The sequence below is a fragment of the Cellulomonas chitinilytica genome, from assembly GCF_016862675.1.
GTDB classification, from domain to species: Bacteria; Actinomycetota; Actinomycetes; order Actinomycetales; family Cellulomonadaceae; genus Cellulomonas; species Cellulomonas chitinilytica.
In genome coordinates, this window is record NZ_BONK01000001.1 from 171,267 (window position 1) to 186,703 (window position 15,437).

Genomic DNA, 15,437 nt, shown 5'->3' on the forward strand with positions numbered 1-15,437 from the left:
GTTCCGGGGGCCGTTCCGGGTGCCGATCAGGTGCCGATCGGTACCTACAGGCCCAGGGTGTCCCGGACCTCGGGCACGAGGAGGCCGACGACGGCGGCCCGGGCGGCGACCGCCGACTCGGCCGCGAGCGCGGCGGCGGCCATGGTGTGGCACTGCGCGGCGGTGTGGTGCCGCAGCGCGAACCGGACGGCCGGCACCGCTCCCGCCGACATCGACAGGCTCGTGACACCCAGCCCGACGAGCACGAGCGCGAGCACCGGGTCGGACGCCGACTCGCCGCACACCCCGACGGGCTTGTGCGCCTGGACCCCCGCCCGGGCGGTCGCGTCGACGAGGTCGAGCACCGCGGGCTGCCACGGGTCGAGCAGGTCGGCGAGCTCGCCGCGGAGCCGGTCGGTGGCCATCGCGTACTGCGCGAGGTCGTTCGTGCCGAGCGAGACGAAGTCCACCTCGGCGAGGATCTCGCCCGCCCGCAGCGCCGCGGCGGGGACCTCGATCATCACGCCGACCTTCGCGATGCCGTGCGCCCGGGCCCGGGCGGCGAAGTCCCGTGCCTCGGCGGCGGTCGCGATCATCGGCGCCATGACCCACGGTGCGACCTCGGCGTGCGACTGGGCGCGGCCCAGCGCGGCGAGCTGCGTCTCCAGCAGCTCCGGGTGGCTGCGGACCAGCCGGTAGCCGCGGACGCCGAGCGCCGGGTTCTCCTCGTCGGGCTGCGTCGCGAACGCGAGCGGCTTGTCGGCACCGGCGTCGAGCGTGCGGACCACGACCTTGCGGCCCCCGAGCGCCTGCAGCGCCCGCGCGTAGACCGCCGCCTGGTCCTCCTCGCCGGGTGCGGTGGCCCGCTCGAGGAAGAGCACCTCGGTCCGGAACAGGCCGACGCCCTCGACGGCGCCGGCCGCGACCCGCTCGGCGTCCTCGGCGGTGCCGATGTTCGCGAGCAGCTGGACGGGCCGGCCGTCCGCGGTGCCGCCCGGTGCGGTGTCAGCGGTGAGCGCCTGCTCCACGCCTGCCCGGCGGTCGAGCTCGGCGCGCTGGGCCTCGTCGGGGTCGGTCGTGACGGTCCCGGCGGCCGCGTCGACGGCGACCTCGGTGCCGTCGACGAGCGCGGTCGCACCGCCCACGCGCACCACGCACGGCAGCCCGAGCTGGCCGGCGATGATCGCGGTGTGGCCGGTGGGACCGCCGAGCTCGGTGACGATCGCGAGCACGTTCGTCAGGTCCAGGGCGGCCGTGTCTGCGGGCGCGAGGTCCTTGGCGACCACGACCGACGGCCGGTGCAGCTCGGGCACGCCGGGCGCCGGCAGGCCGAGGGCCTTGGCGACGACGCGGTCGCGGACGGACCGCAGGTCGGTGACGCGCTCGGCGAGGTAGCCGCCGGCCTGCTCGAACATCGTCGCGAACATCTCGACGACGCCGTCGACGGCGCCGACCACGGGCTCGCCCGCGGCGACCTTCGCGAGCACCTGGCTGCGCAGCGCCTTGTCGTCGGCCATCTGGGCAGTCGCGGCGAGGACGTCCCGCACCGTGCCGGCGGCGCGCGTGGACTGGTCGCGCAGGCCGTCGGCGACCTCCGTGAACGCCCGGTCCACGACCTCGCGCGTCGTCTCGGCGTCCGCGGGGACCCCGTCCACCAGGAGCGGGGCGTCGGCCGGGACGTGCGGCGCGGGCTGCACCTGCGCCACGGGCCCGACGATGCCGCGCCGGCCCACCCCGACGCCGTGCAGCACCCGCTGCTCGACCGTGGGGGCGCTCACGACCCGCCCCCGGGTGCCGCGGGCGCGTCCTGCGCGTCCAGGTCGGTGGCGAGCAGCGCGACGAGGTCGTCGAGCGCGGCCTCGGCACCGTCGCCGTCCGCCGCGAGCGTGACCTCCTCCCCGTGCGGCACGCCGAGGGACATGACGAACAGGATGCTGCCCGCGTCCACGGGCTCGCCGCCCGGGCGGGCGATCGTCACGGGGACGCCGCTGGCGGCGACCGCCTGCGTGAACAGCATCGCGGGACGGGCGTGCAGGCCGACGCGGGAGGCGACGACGACGGTGCGCTGGACCATGGGACTTCTCCTGACGGTACGAGGGACGGGCTCAGACGGTCTGGGCGACGAGCTCCTGCTGCTCGTCGACGGCCTGCTCCGCCTGGACGATGGGGTTGGGCTTGGCGCTCTTCAGCACGACGACGAGCGCGGCGGTGATGACCATCCCGACCGCGACGGCCATCAGGAAGCCGAACGGGTTCGAGATGAGCGGCAGCACCCACACGCCGCCGTGCGGCGCGCGCTGCGCGGAGCCGACGCCCATGACGATCGCCCCGGTGACGGACGAGCCGACGAGCGACGAGAGGATCACGCGCCACGGGTCGGCCGCCGCGAACGGGATGGCCCCCTCGGAGATGAAGGACAGACCGAGCAGCCACGCGGCCTTGCCGTTCTCCTGCTCGGCGTGCGTGAACAGCTTCTTGCGGGCCGACGAGGCGAGCGCCATGGCGAGCGGGGCGACCATGCCGGCGGCCATGACCGCGGCCATGATCCGGTACTGCACCGCGTCGGTGCCCAGGCCCTCGGTGGCCAGGCCGGTCACCGCGAACGTGTAGGCGACCTTGTTGATCGGGCCGCCGAGGTCGAAGCCCATCATCGCGCCGAGCAGGGCGCCGAGCAGGATGAGGTTCGAGCCGGACAGGCCGTTGAGCCAGCTGCTCAGGCCGTCCATGAGGCTCGCGATCGGCTGCCCGATGACCACGAACATCACGAGGCCGACGACGAACGACGACAGCAGCGGGATCACGACGACGGGCATGATGCCGCGCACGCCCTTCGCGACCTTCCAGCGGCTGATCCACAGGGCGAGGAAGCCCGCCATGAAGCCGGTGACCAGGCCGCCGAGGAACCCGGCGCCGACGGCCACGGACACGGCCCCGCCGACGAACCCGGGCACCAGACCCGGCCGGTCGGCGATGCCGTACGCGATGAACCCGGACAGCACCGGCACGAGGAACCCGAACGCGACGGCGCCCGTCTGGAAGAGCAGCGCCGCCCAGTCCATGCCGGACGCGACGCTGAAGTCGTTGAGCAGGTGGCTGACCGGCACCTTGGTGACGGCGATGACGCCGTCGCTGCCCCCGGCGAACTGCGCGACCATGAACCCGAGGGCGATCAGGATCCCGCCCGCGGCGACGAACGGGATCATGTACGAGACACCCGTCATGAGCCACTGGCGGATGCGCGTGCCGACCCCGGCGTTCCGGTCGACCTTGGTGGCCGGTGCCGCGATCGGCGCGGCCCCCGCCACCGGTGCCGGCACCCCGGCCTCGACGGCGGCGACCGCGGCGGCGATGACACCGGGTGCGTCGTGCACGGCCTTCTTCACGCCGACGTCGACGAACGGCTTGCCGGCGAAGCGGTCCTTGTCCTTGACCTCGAGGTCGGCGGCGTAGATGACGCCGTCGGCGTCCGCGATGAGCTGCGGGTCGAGCGGCGTGGAGCCCGCGGCGCCCTGGGTCTCGACGTGGACCTCGATGCCGACGGCCTTGCCGGCCTGCTCGAGGGCCTCCGCGGCCATGTACGTGTGGGCGATCCCCGTGGGGCAGGACGAGACGGCGACGAGCTTCATGAGGGGACCACCTCTCGGGTGATGATCTCGGCCACCGTGGCGGGGTCGGTGGCGTCCTTGAGGGACTGGCGGAACGACTCGTGGACCAGGCGGCGGGCGAGGGCCGCGAGGATCTGCAGGTGCGCGGCGTCCCCCGAGTCGGGGGCCGCGATGAGGAAGACGAGCGTCGCGGGCCCGTCGGGGGCGCCGAAGTCGACGCCGCCGGGCACCTTGCCGACGGCGAGGCTCGGGGCGGTCACGTGGGCCGACCGGGCGTGCGGGAGGCCGATGCCGCCCGGCATGCCGGTGGCCATCTGCGCCTCGCGGGCCCGCACGTCGGCGTGGAACCCCTCGGCGTCGGTCACCCGCCCGGCGGCGGCGAGGAGGTCGATGAGCTGCCGGGTCGCGGCGTCGCGGTCGGCTGCGACCACGTCGACGGCGACGAGGTCAGGGGTGATCAGCGGTGTGCTCACGGTTCACAGCTCCTTCAGTGCGAGGTGGGGTGCGGGGTTCTCGACGACCCGGACGGCGTCCAGGTCGATGTCCTCGGGCGCCGGGACGGCGGTGCCGGGCAGCAGCACGGCGGCGCGGCCGAACGCGACGGCCTGACGCAGCCGGTCGGGGGCGTGCCCCTCGGCGGCGAGGAAGCCGGCCAGCGTGGTGTCGCCGGCGCCCACGGTGGAGACGGGCACGAGCGGCGGGCCACCGGCCCACCACACGGCGTCGGCCAGGACGAGCATCGCGCCGTGCGCCCCGAGGCTCAGCAGCACGGCCCGGTTGCCGGCCTCGATCACGGTGCGGGCGGCCTCGACCGCGTCGCCGACCGTGACGATGTCGCCGCCCACGAGCTCGGCGAGCTCCTCGTCGTTCGGCTTCACGAGCGTGAGCCCGCCGGACCGGACGGCGCGGGCCAGCGGCAGTCCCGAGGTGTCGAGCGCGAAGGGCACCGCGTACCGGGCGGCGAGGCCGGCGACCCGGACGAAGAACGTCTCCTGCGCGCCGAGCGGCAGGCTGCCCGCACCGACGAGCGCCCGGGGGCGGTTCACGAGCTGCGCCTCGACGGCCGCGAGCAGCGCGTCGACCTCGTCGGGCGTGAGCGCCGGGCCGGGGGCGTTGACCTTCGTCGTCGCGCCGCCCGTCTCGACGAGCGTCAGGTTCGTCCGCACGTCGCCGCCGACCGGCACGGGCACCACGGGCACCGCCCGCTCGCCGAGGAGGTCGACGAGCCGGGCACCGTCGGCACCACCCGTCGGGAGGACGGCCAGCGACGGGACGCCGTGCCGGATGAGGACGCGGGAGACGTTGATGCCCTTGCCGCCCGGGTGCACGTGCGCGCCGGTGGCCCGGTTCACCTCGCCGCGCACGAGCCGGTCCAGCTCGAGCGCCCGGTCGAGGCTCGGATTCGGGGTCAGTGTGACGATCATGCGCGCACCACCCGCGGTCCGGCGGCCTCGATCTCCTCGACGAGCTCGGGGGCCACGCCCGTGTCGGTGATGACGGTGTCGACGTCGGCCAGCGGCGCGACGTGCGCGAAGTCGACCCGGCCGATCTTCGTGTGGTCGGCGAGCACCACCGTCCGCCGGGCGTTCGTGACGAGCGCCCGCTTGACGGCCGCCTCGGCGAGGTCCGGCGTGGTGAGCCCGTGCTCGACGCTCAGCCCGTTCGTGCCGAGGAACGCGACGTCGGCGTGGATGTCGGCCAGGGACGCGAGCGCCCACGAGCCGACGGCGGCGAGCGTCCGTCCCCGGACCGTGCCGCCGACCAGGTGCAGCGTGATGTTGGGCCGCGACGCCAGCACCGTGGCGACGGGCAGCGCGTGCGTGACGACCGTGAGCTCCCGGTCGGTGGGCAGCATCTCGGCGAGGCGCACCGTCGTGGTGCCCGCGTCGAAGATCACCGCGCCGTTGTCGGGGACCTCGTCGAGCGCGGCCTTGGCGATGCGCTCCTTCTCGCCGGCGAGGACGCCCTCGCGGTCGGCGATGCCCGGCTCGAAGCCGAGCCGCTCGACCGGGATCGCGCCGCCGTGGACGCGGCGGACGAGGCCGTGCCGCTCGAGCGCCGTGAGGTCCCGGCGGATCGTCTCCGGCGTGACGTCGAGCTCGTCCGCGAGCGCGGTGACGTCGACCCGGCCGTCCTGGCGCGCTCTGGCGAGGATCTGCTGGTGCCGCTCGGGTGCGTACACGTCGACTCCGATGTCCCCGTGGGCGGCGCCTTCCGCCTGCCCTCTGTGCGACCAGAGTCGTCCGGTTCACCCGACATGTCAAGAGATTCGGGCACATTCGGACTTAAACAAATGTCTGTTCGGACATCGGTGCAGGTGATGCCGCTCCGTCTCACCTTCCTCCGAAGGCCGCGGGGCGCCAGCGGAGCACGGCCGGGTCGGGACCGGACCGGGGCGGGACCGGACCGGGGCGGGACCGGACCGGGGCGGGACCGGACCGGGGCGGGACCGGGGCGGGGCCGGGCACGGCCGGGTGCACGCACGACGACGCCCGGGCGGATCCGTCATGGACCCGCCCGGGCGTCGTCGAGAAAGGTCAGTGCGGCTGGTACGGAGACACCACGACCTCGACGCGCTGGAACTCCTTGAGGTCGGAGTAGCCCGTCGTCGCCATCGCCCGCCGCAGCGCGCCGATGAGGTTGAGCGTCCCGTCGGCCGTGTGCCCGGGGCCGAACAGGATCTGCTCGAGCGTGCCCGCGGTGCCGACCTCGACCCGCTCCCCGCGCGGCAGGTGCGGGTGGTGCGCCTCCGGGCCCCAGTGGAACCCGCGGCCCGGCGCCTCGGTCGCCCGTGCGAGCGCCGCCCCCAGCATCACGGCGTCCGCCCCGCAGGCGACGGCCTTCACCAGGTCGCCCGAGCGCCCCACACCGCCGTCCGCGATGACGTGCACGTACCGGCCGCCCGACTCGTCGAGGTAGTCGCGCCGCGCCGCCGCGACGTCCGCGACGGCCGTCGCCATCGGCGCGTGGATGCCGAGCGACACGCGCGTGGTGTGCGCCGCTCCCCCGCCGAACCCGACGAGGACGCCCGCGGCACCCGTCCGCATGAGGTGCAGCGCCGCGGTGTAGGTGGACGCCCCGCCGACGATGACCGGCACGTCGAGCTCGTAGATGAAGCGCTTGAGGTTGAGGGGCTCCGCGCGGCCGGAGACGTGCTCCGCGGAGACGGTCGTGCCCCGGATGACGAACAGGTCGACACCCGCGTCGACGACCGACCGCCAGAACTCCTGCGTCCGCTGCGGCGACAGCGCACCTGCGACGGTGACGCCGGCGGCACGGATCTCCTTGAGCCGGGCCGTGATGAGCTCGGGCTGGATGGGCGCCGCGTAGATCTCCTGCATGCGGGTCGTCGCCCGTGCAGGGTCGAGCGTCGCGACCTCCGCCAGCAGCGCCGTCGGGTCCTCGTACCGGGTCCACAGACCCTCGAGGTCCAGCACGCCCAGGCCACCGGCCTCACCGAGCGCGACGGCCGTGGCCGGGCTCATCACCGAGTCCATCGGGGCGGCGACGACGGGCAGGTCGAAGTGGTAGGCGTCGATCTGCCAGCCGACCGAGACCTCCTCCGGGTCCCGCGTGCGCCGCGAGGGGACCACGGCCACGTCGTCGAAGGAGTACGCCCGGCGGCCACGCTTGCCGCGCCCGATCTCGATCTCGTTGCTCACCGCACCAGGCTACCGGCGCCCACCCCTCCCCCCACGCCGCCCCACCCCGCGCTCCCGTCCCTCCCTCGCCCGCCCCCTCCTCGGCCCGCCCCTCCCGCGCCGCACGCAGGGGGGCGGGGCGAGGCGGTCCGCGCGGGCAGTGGGCGCCGGCGGTGGCCTGCGCCCGGTGGGTGTGCGATGCGCGGCGCGCCGCGGACGGTGCCGGGCCGTGTGGGCGGTCGGTGCGAACCTGGGCGCAGCGGGGCCGGGACGGACCGCCGCAGGGGGCGAGAGGTACGCGAGGGACGGAGTGCGATGAGCTGGAGCGACGGGCCGCTGCTGGGGTTCGACACGGAGACCACAGGGGTCGACGTCGACCACGACCGGATCGTCACCGCGGCCCTCGTGCGCCGCGACGGCACGGGCACGCACGTGCGCACGTGGCTGATCGACCCGGGCGTCGAGATCCCGGAGGCCGCGGCCGCGATCCACGGCGTCACGACGCAGCACGCCCGCGAGCACGGTGGCCCCCCGAAGCCGGCGCTGGACGAGATCGCGACGATCCTGGCCGACGCGTTCCGCTCGGGCGTGCCGGTCGTCGCGTACAACGCCGCGTTCGACCTGTGCCTGCTGGACGCCGAGCTGCGCCGCCACAGGCTGCCGACGTTGCCGGACCGGCTCCTGGGGGCGGCCCGCCCGGTCATCGACCCGCTCGTGCTGGACCGCGCGGAGGACCGCTACCGGCAGGGCAAGCGCAAGCTCGTCGACCTGTGCGGGTTCTACCAGGTGGTCGAGTCGGGGTCGCTGCACAGCGCCGACGTCGACGTGGTGGCCACGCTCGACGTGCTGGAGCGGATCGTCGGGCGCTTCCCGCACCTCGCCGACCTGGACCTCGACACGCTGCACGAGTACCAGGTCACGGCGCACCAGGCCTGGGCGGAGGGGTTCAACGCGTGGCGGGCCGAGAAGGGTCTCGAGGGTCCTGGCGCCGAGGGCGTGTGGCCCGCCCGGGAGCCGGTCGGCACGCTCTGGTGACGACGCCGGCCGCCGAGCGTCCGACCCGCCTGCGCGCGCCCGGTCAGCGGCCGGACGAGTAGTTCGGTGCCTCGACGGTCATCTGGATGTCGTGCGGGTGCGACTCCTTGAGCCCCGCGGGCGTGATCCGGATGAACTGCCCGCGCTCCTGCAGCTCGGGGATGGTGTGCGCGCCGACGTAGAACATCGACTGGTGCAGACCGCCGATGAGCTGGTGCGCGACGGCGCCGAGGGGGCCGCGGTACGGCACCTGGCCCTCGATGCCCTCGGGCACGATCTTCTCGTCGGTCGCCACGTCGGCCTGGAAGTACCGGTCCTTGGAGTACGACACCCGGCCGCGGGAGGCCATCGCGCCGAGCGAGCCCATGCCGCGGTAGTGCTTGTACTGCTTGCCGTTGACGAACACGAGGTCGCCGGGCGACTCGTCGCACCCGGCGAGCAGCGACCCGAGCATCACGGTGTCGGCGCCGGCGACGAGCGCCTTGGCGATGTCGCCGGAGTACTGCAGACCGCCGTCGCCGATGACCGGGACGCCGGCGGGCTTGCACGCCTGGGCGGCGTCGTGGATGGCCGTGACCTGCGGGACGCCGACGCCTGCGACCACGCGCGTGGTGCAGATGGACCCGGGGCCGACACCGACCTTGACGGCGTCCGCACCGGCGTCGACGAGCGCCTGCGCGCCGGGCCGGGTCGCGACGTTGCCGCCGATGACCTGCACGTGACGGGTGCCGGGGTCGGACTTGAGGCGGCGCACCATGTCGAGCATCAGGCGGGCGTGGCCGTTCGCGGTGTCGACGACGAGCACGTCCACGCCGGCCTCGACGAGCGCGGTGGCCCGCTCCCAGGCGTCACCGAAGAACCCGATCGCGGCGCCGACCACGAGCCGACCCTCGCCGTCCTTGGTGGCGTCGGGGTACTGCTCGGACTTCACGAAGTCCTTGACGGTGATGAGGCCGCGCAGGATGCCGGCGTCGTCGACCAGCGGCAGCTTCTCGATCTTGTGCTTCGCGAGCAGGGCCGCCGCGTCGTCGCGGGTGATGCCCACGGGGGCGGTGACGAGCGGCATCGCCGTCATGACCTCGCGCACGCGCCGCGTCTCGAACTCGTGCGGGGGGACGAACCGCAGGTCGCGGTTGGTGATGATGCCGAGCAGCCGGCCGCCCTCGCCGACGACGGGCAGGCCGGAGACCCGGTACGTGCCGCACAGCCGGTCGAGCTCGGCGAGCGTCGCCTCGGGCGACGTGGTCACCGGGTCGGTGATCATGCCGGACTCGGAACGCTTGACGAGGTCCACCTGGTGGGCCTGGTCCGCGATCGACAGGTTGCGGTGCAGGATGCCGATGCCGCCCTGGCGCGCCATGGCGATGGCCATGCGCGACTCGGTGACGGTGTCCATCGCGGCCGACAGGAGCGGCACGCGCACGGAGATCTCACGGGTGAGCCGCGAGGTGGTGTCGACCTCGCTCGGGATGACGTCGGTCTCCCCGGGGAGAAGGAGCACGTCGTCGTAGGTGAGGCCGATCCGCGCGAAGGGGTCGGCGGGCGAGTGTCCCAGCTCCGTCATCCGTCAAGGATACGTCGACGCCGGAGCACTCCCGTCAGGGGTCCCGCGGACCGGACCGGACCGGTCCGCTGACGGACCGTGCCGGACCGGGCCGTCAGCGGATGAGGCCGCGGCGGAGCCCGATCGCGACCGCCTGCGCCCGGTCCTTGGCCCCGAGCTTGCGGAACAGCCGCCGCGCGTGGGTCTTGACCGTGTCCTCCGAGAGGAACAGCTCGGCGCCGATCTGCGCGTTCGACCGGCCGTTGCTCATGCCGACCAGGACCTCGATCTCGCGCTTGGTGAGCGCGGCACCGGTCGCGACGCCGGTCGGGACCGGCACGACCGGCTCCTGCGGGTCGCGCGCGTCGTCGACGGCCACGGGTGACAGCGTCCGCACGGGCCGTCCGGCACCGTCGGCGTCGTGCCCGACCGCCGGGCTCGGCACGTCCACCGCGGCCGGTCGTCCGTTGGACGCCGCCAGCACCGGGCTGGCGAGGATGTGCGCCGCCACGGCGGACAGCTCGGGCCGGCCGACGTCTGGCGCCAGGAAGCCGCGGGCGCCGAGGGCGAGCGCGCGGTCGAGGGCCGCACCGTCGTCGGGCGACGCCAGCAGCACGACTGCCGCACCGGGCGCGACGGCACGCAGCCGCCGGATCGCCTCGGTCGAGCCGGGGGCGGGCAGATGGGCGTCGAGCAGCACGATGGTCGGCGGGATGCGCCGGGCGAGCGACACGAGCTCGTCCACTCCGGCGGCGGCACGGACCGGGGTCAGCGCGGGCACCCCGATCGATGTGACGACCAGGCGCTCGCGCACCACTGCCGAGCCGTGACAGACCACGACTCCTGCCATGGGTGCCGCTCCCCTCATCGTCGGTGACCGGCAGCCGTCAGGGTCGACGACGGTGCCGCTGGGTGGTGGTCCGCATCGCGGCCACGTGGTTCTTTATCGGTCGGGGGTGCCGGGGACGTTAGGCACAGCCTGAATTGTCACGCATGCGTCACGGTGGTTCGTCCGGCGTTGCGGGACCTGTCGCGGATTGTCGAGCGCCGGTCAGGCGACGGGCGGCGGCGCGACCGGCGGTCGTCAGCCCTCCGAGGCTCCCCCGGTGACCGCGAGCACCTCGTGCAGGAGCCCGGTGAACGACCGTGCGACGTGGACCGACCGCTCGACGGGCACCGCGTCCCACGCGGCCGCGGGCAGCATGACGAACTGCGGGACGTCGGGCCGGTCCTGCGCGAGCCGGGTCACGGTGGACAGGTCGGGGTCGAGCCGCCGGCCCACCGTCACGACGGCGGCGGCGCGGGTCATGACGACGAGCTCGACGGCGTGGTGCGGCCCCACGGGGCCCCCGACGATCCGCGCGTCCGCCCCGTCGGCGGCGAGGGCGGCGGCGAGGGCGTGGACGACGAGCGGCCGCGGCTCTCCCGCGGGCACGAGCACGAGCACGACGGAGGCGCCGACGGCGGGCGGCCGTCCTGCGTGCGCACGGAGGGCCTCGAGGGCCGCGGCGCGCAGGGTCAGCTCGGCGTCGACGCCCGGGGTGTCGACGACGGTGCGCCGCGCGAGGTCGGCGAGGGCGGGTTCGACGAGCGTGGTCCACCAGCCGGCCACGCCGCCGTGCCCGGCGGAGGAGCCGGTCGCGGACGAGCCGCCGAGCCGGAGCAGGCGGGCGCACCGGTCGGCGTCGCCGGCGAGCGCGGCGTCGACGAGGGCGGTGGGGGTGGCGACGAGGAGCGCGAGGCCCGGTGTCCGGCCCGGGGCGGCGGGCTGGTGGGGGACGTCTCCGGCCGGACCGGTGGCGGACCCGCCGGCGGCGCCGGAGGGGCGGACGTCGGTCGCGAGCGCGACGCGGGCGGCTTCGCCGGGGGCGACCCCGTCGAGCGTGAGGCGGCGCATGACGAGCAGCCGGTCGACGTCGACGGCACTGTAGCGGCGGTGGGCGCCGGCGGAGTGCTCGGACGGTCCGAGCCCGTACCGGCGGTCCCAGGTGCGCAGGGTGGCCGGTGCGACACCGAGACGCCGGGCGACGGCGGCGACGGCGAGGGCGGGCGCGAGGTCGGCGGCGGCCAGTCCGTCGGTCGCCGTGGCGACCGGCTCCTCGTCACGCTCGGGGACCATGACGCGATTCTGCCAGGACTCGCCGGTCGCACCTGTCGGGTTCGCTGCGGCAGACGAGCGAACAGCCGGGGCCGCGACCTGCGCCGACGGACCGAATCGCGCCATCACTCCATTGGGCGACACAGTCTTGAACAACTTCTGGCGCGGTTGTAACGTGGCGGCACATCGCTTCACCCGCTGTCCGATCGCGGGCGCACCACCACGACGCATGACGTGATCGACCGCCCACCGCTGGGCGGTCGAGAGGACCGAGGAGGAACGCATGGCCGAGATCTCGCGGTTGCCCGGGCCGGTGATGGACCTCTGGGAGTGGCAGTTCGACGGCGCGTGCCGGGACGCCGACCAGGACCTCTTCTTCCACCCGGAGGGCGAGCGAGGCTCAGCTCGCCGACGCCGCGCCGAGGCCGCCAAGGCGATCTGCGCGACGTGCCCCGTCCTCAAGGAGTGCCGTGAGCAGTCGCTCGCGGTCCGCGAGCCGTACGGGGTGTGGGGCGGCCTGTCGGAGGACGAGCGGGCAGCGATCCTCGCGCAGCGCAGCGCCCGTCGCGCCGCCGTCTGACGCACCAGGACCCACGAGGACGACGAGAGCCCCCCTCCCGGACGGGAGGGGGGCTCTCGTGCGTCAGGCGCCGGCCGCGACGTCAGGCGTCAGCGGCCCGGCGCCCGCAGGTCACTTGACGACGACCGCGAGGATGTCGCGCGCCGACAGGATGAGGTACTCCTCGCCGGCGTACTTGACCTCGGTGCCGCCGTACTTCGAGTAGATGACCTTGTCGCCGACCGCGACGTCGAGCGGGACGCGGTTGCCGTTGTCGTCGACACGGCCCGGGCCCACCGCCAGGACCTCGCCCTCCTGGGGCTTCTCCTTGGCGCTGTCGGGGATGACCAGACCCGAGGCGGTCGTCGTCTCGGCGTCGAGCGTCTTGACGACGATCCGGTCCTCGAGGGGCTTGATGGAGACCGACACAGCGGACCTCCCCTTCGCATGTGAGTCGTTCACTGATGTCCGTATGGCGTGCCGTCCACGTCGTCGCGGGTGCCGCGGCCGGAGCGCCGTTGGCATTCTCACCGGGAGAGTGCCAGCTCCCCACTCTAGGAATGGGTTAGCACTCGGTCAAGGCGAGTGCCAACCGGCACCCGAGAGGCGCTGCCGAGGGCCGTGCAGGTGCGAGGATCACCGCATGGACTCCGCCGGTCTCGCCTCGCTGCTCAGCCCGGACGGGTGGGCCCTGCTGGCCGCGCTGCCGCCGTACGACGAGGCCCGCGCCATGGCCCTGTCCACCCGGCTGCGCGACGAGGGCCTGGACCCCGGCCTCGTGGCCGCCGCGCTGACGCAGTCCCGCCTGCGGGCGAAGGCCCGGGCCAAGCTCGGCGAGTTCGCCGACGGCATGCTCTTCACGCCCGCCGGGCTCGAGCAGGCCACGCGGCTGACGGTCGCCGCGCACCACGCCCGCCGGTACCGCGACGCCGGCTGCACGCACGTCGCCGACCTCACCTGCGGCATCGGCGCGGACGCGATGGCCTTCGCCGCCGTCGGGCTGCGGGTGCTCGCGACGGACGTCGACGAGGCGACCGCGGCCGTCGCGACGGTGAACCTGCGGCACTTCCCGGAGGCCGTGGTGCGGCACGGCGACGGGCTCGCGCTCGACCTGCGCGCCGAGGGCGTCGACGGCGTGTACGCCGACCCCGCACGCCGCACGTCGTCCGGCAGCAGGCTGTTCGACCCCGCCGCGTACGCGCCGCCGCTGGACGCCGTGCTCGCCCTGCGGGAGACGGTGCCCCGGCTCGGCCTCAAGCTCGGACCGGGCATCCCGCACTCCGCGCTCCCGGACGACGCCCGCGCGCAGTGGGTGTCGGTCGACGGCGACGTCGTCGAGCTGGGCCTGTGGTTCGGCTCGCTCGCGCCCGAGGGGCCCGGCCGCTCCGCGCTCGTGCTCGTCGGCGACCAGTCGTACGCCGTGCACGGCACCCGCGCGCAGGCCTCCGTCGGGCCGGTGGCCGCGTACCTGTACGAGCCGGACGGTGCCGTGATCCGGGCCGGGCTGGTGGCCGAGGCGGCCGAGCGGGTGCGCGGGACGCTCGTCGACCCCACGATCGCCTATGTGACGTCCGACGAGCTCGTCGACGACCCCGTGGTGCGCGCGTACCGCGTGCTCGACGTCATGCCGTTCGGGCTCAAGCGGCTGCGCACCTACCTGCGCGAGCGCGGCGTCGGACGGCTCACCATCAAGAAGCGCGGCACCGCCGTGGTGCCCGAGCAGCTCCGCAAGCAGCTCGACCTGCGCGGCGACGCCGAGGCGACCGTCGTCCTCACGCGCGTCGCCGGGCACCAGGAGGTCCTCGTGGTGGAGCCCGTCTGATGGCCGCGCCCGTCGCGCTGCCGTTCGCCCGGTCCGAGCGGTCCACGGTCGGGATCGAGTGGGAGGTCGCGCTCGTCGACGCGGACTCCGGCGACCTGCGGCAGGCCGCCGAGGCCGTGCTCGCGGCCGTCCGGCCCGAGGACGGCACCGACAACCCGCACATCAAGCAGGAGCTCCTGCTCAACACCGTGGAGATCTCGTCGGGCAAGTGCCGGACCGTCGGCGAGGCCGGTGCGGACCTGCAGCGCTCGCTCGACGAGGTGCGCGCCGCCGCGGCGCCGCTGCGCATCGACCTCATGGGCGGCGGCACGCACCCGTTCGCCAACTGGGCGCAGCAGAAGGTCACCGACAAGGAGCGGTACGCGACGCTCATCGACCGCACCCAGTGGTGGGGCCGGCAGATGCTCATCTACGGCGTGCACGTGCACGTCGGCATCGAGGACCGGGCGAAGGTGCTGCCGCTGAGCCGCGCGATGCTCACGGTGTTCGCGCACATCCAGTCGCTGTCGGCGTCGTCGCCGTTCTGGGCCGCGAAGGACACCGGGTACGCGTCGAACCGGGCCCTGCTGTTCCAGCAGCTGCCGACCGCGGGCCTGCCGTTCGCGTTCGAGCAGTGGGAGCAGCTCGAGCAGTACGTCGGCGACATGCTGCACACCGGCGTCATCGACCAGTTCGACGAGGTCCGGTGGGACGTCCGGCCGTCGCCGCGGTTCGGCACGCTCGAGATGCGGATCGCGGACGGCGCCGCGAACCTGCTCGAGGTCACGGCGATCTCGGCGCTCACGCACTGCTGGGTCGAGCACTTCTCCTCGATGCTCGACCGCGGCGAGACCCTGCCCACGCTGCCGCCCTGGTTCACGCAGGAGAACAAGTGGCGCTCGGCGCGGTACGGCATGGACGCGATCATCATCACGAACGCCGCCGGCGACGAGGAGCTCGTCACCGACTCGGTGGGTCGCTGGCTCGTCGAGCTGGCACCCGTCGCGGAACGGCTCGGGTGCAGCGCCGAGCTCGAGCAGGTGCGTGTCATCCTGCGTCGGGGCGCGTCCTACCAGCGGCAGCGGGCCGTCGCCCGGCGCAACGCGGGCGAGCTCGACTCCGTCGTGCGCTCGCTCGTCGCCGAGATGAAGGCGGGCCGGCCGCTGTGACCCTGCC

Annotated in this window: 15 protein-coding genes; 4 read left to right on the forward strand and 11 right to left on the reverse strand. The window is 74.5% G+C overall.

Translation table 11 applies throughout. The features are described from left to right. Positions 1-44: 44 nt before the first annotated feature. From ptsP to Cch01nite_RS00795, 7 genes are all read right to left on the reverse strand, one after another. Positions 45-1,757 carry a phosphoenolpyruvate--protein phosphotransferase gene (ptsP, locus tag Cch01nite_RS00765; RefSeq protein WP_239069695.1) on the reverse strand — a complete coding sequence of 571 codons (1,713 nt, stop codon included), beginning with the start codon at positions 1,755-1,757 and terminating at the stop codon, positions 45-47. Then, positions 1,754-2,053 carry an HPr family phosphocarrier protein gene (locus Cch01nite_RS00770; RefSeq protein WP_203747335.1) on the reverse strand — a complete coding sequence of 100 codons (300 nt, stop codon included), beginning with the start codon at positions 2,051-2,053 and terminating at the stop codon, positions 1,754-1,756. The genes ptsP and Cch01nite_RS00770 overlap by 4 nt, the downstream gene beginning before the upstream one ends. Before the next feature lie 31 nt (positions 2,054-2,084). After that, on the reverse strand, positions 2,085-3,605 hold the full coding sequence (locus Cch01nite_RS00775; protein WP_203747337.1) for a PTS fructose transporter subunit IIC: 1,521 nt from the start codon (positions 3,603-3,605) through the stop codon (positions 2,085-2,087). Then, positions 3,602-4,057 (reverse strand): PTS sugar transporter subunit IIA, encoded by a 456-nt coding sequence (locus tag Cch01nite_RS00780; RefSeq protein WP_203747340.1) that lies wholly within the window; start codon positions 4,055-4,057, stop codon positions 3,602-3,604. The genes Cch01nite_RS00775 and Cch01nite_RS00780 overlap by 4 nt, the downstream gene beginning before the upstream one ends. Positions 4,058-4,060: 3 nt before the next feature. Further along, positions 4,061-5,008 (reverse strand): 1-phosphofructokinase family hexose kinase, encoded by a 948-nt coding sequence (locus Cch01nite_RS00785; RefSeq protein WP_203747342.1) that lies wholly within the window; start codon positions 5,006-5,008, stop codon positions 4,061-4,063. Beyond that, the gene (locus tag Cch01nite_RS00790; RefSeq protein WP_203747344.1) at positions 5,005-5,766 is read right to left on the reverse strand and encodes a DeoR/GlpR family DNA-binding transcription regulator; all 762 of its coding nucleotides are present in this window, start codon (positions 5,764-5,766) and stop codon (positions 5,005-5,007) included. Before Cch01nite_RS00790 ends, Cch01nite_RS00785 begins: the two co-directional genes overlap by 4 nt. A 355-nt stretch (positions 5,767-6,121) precedes the next feature. Continuing rightward, positions 6,122-7,246, reverse strand: a complete 1,125-nt coding sequence (locus Cch01nite_RS00795; RefSeq protein ID WP_203747346.1) for a GuaB3 family IMP dehydrogenase-related protein — start codon at positions 7,244-7,246, stop codon at positions 6,122-6,124. 294 nt (positions 7,247-7,540) lie between these two features. Here Cch01nite_RS00795 and Cch01nite_RS00800 point away from each other — a divergent pair, with 294 nt between their 5' ends. Next, positions 7,541-8,260 carry an exonuclease domain-containing protein gene (locus Cch01nite_RS00800; protein ID WP_203747348.1) on the forward strand — a complete coding sequence of 240 codons (720 nt, stop codon included), beginning with the start codon at positions 7,541-7,543 and terminating at the stop codon, positions 8,258-8,260. A gap of 43 nt (positions 8,261-8,303) precedes the next feature. On the opposite strand, the gene guaB is transcribed toward Cch01nite_RS00800, so the two are convergent. From guaB to Cch01nite_RS22875, 3 genes are all read right to left on the reverse strand, one after another. Next, the gene (guaB, locus tag Cch01nite_RS00805) at positions 8,304-9,824 is read right to left on the reverse strand and encodes an IMP dehydrogenase (protein ID WP_203747350.1); all 1,521 of its coding nucleotides are present in this window, start codon (positions 9,822-9,824) and stop codon (positions 8,304-8,306) included. Positions 9,825-9,918: 94 nt separating this feature from the next. After that, entirely contained in the window at positions 9,919-10,653 is a 735-nt protein-coding gene (locus tag Cch01nite_RS00810; RefSeq protein ID WP_203747352.1) for a response regulator transcription factor, read from the reverse strand. 234 nt (positions 10,654-10,887) lie between these two features. Further along, entirely contained in the window at positions 10,888-11,922 is a 1,035-nt protein-coding gene (locus Cch01nite_RS22875; RefSeq protein WP_203747355.1) for a MerR family transcriptional regulator, read from the reverse strand. 262 nt (positions 11,923-12,184) lie between these two features. Here Cch01nite_RS22875 and Cch01nite_RS00820 point away from each other — a divergent pair, with 262 nt between their 5' ends. Next, positions 12,185-12,481, forward strand: a complete 297-nt coding sequence (locus Cch01nite_RS00820) for a WhiB family transcriptional regulator (protein WP_275407146.1) — start codon at positions 12,185-12,187, stop codon at positions 12,479-12,481. 111 nt (positions 12,482-12,592) lie between these two features. Here Cch01nite_RS00820 and groES read toward each other — a convergent pair whose 3' ends face one another. After that, the gene (gene groES, locus Cch01nite_RS00825) at positions 12,593-12,889 is read right to left on the reverse strand and encodes a co-chaperone GroES (protein WP_013770231.1); all 297 of its coding nucleotides are present in this window, start codon (positions 12,887-12,889) and stop codon (positions 12,593-12,595) included. Between the two features lie 214 nt (positions 12,890-13,103). On the opposite strand from groES, the gene Cch01nite_RS00830 reads away from it, so the two are divergent. Continuing rightward, complete coding sequence (locus Cch01nite_RS00830; protein WP_203747358.1) at positions 13,104-14,282, forward strand: class I SAM-dependent methyltransferase; 1,179 nt, start codon at positions 13,104-13,106, stop codon at positions 14,280-14,282. Then, positions 14,282-15,430, forward strand: coding sequence for a glutamate--cysteine ligase (locus Cch01nite_RS00835; protein ID WP_203747361.1), 1,149 nt, complete (start codon positions 14,282-14,284; stop codon positions 15,428-15,430). Before Cch01nite_RS00830 ends, Cch01nite_RS00835 begins: the two co-directional genes overlap by 1 nt. Positions 15,431-15,437: the final 7 nt, after the last annotated feature.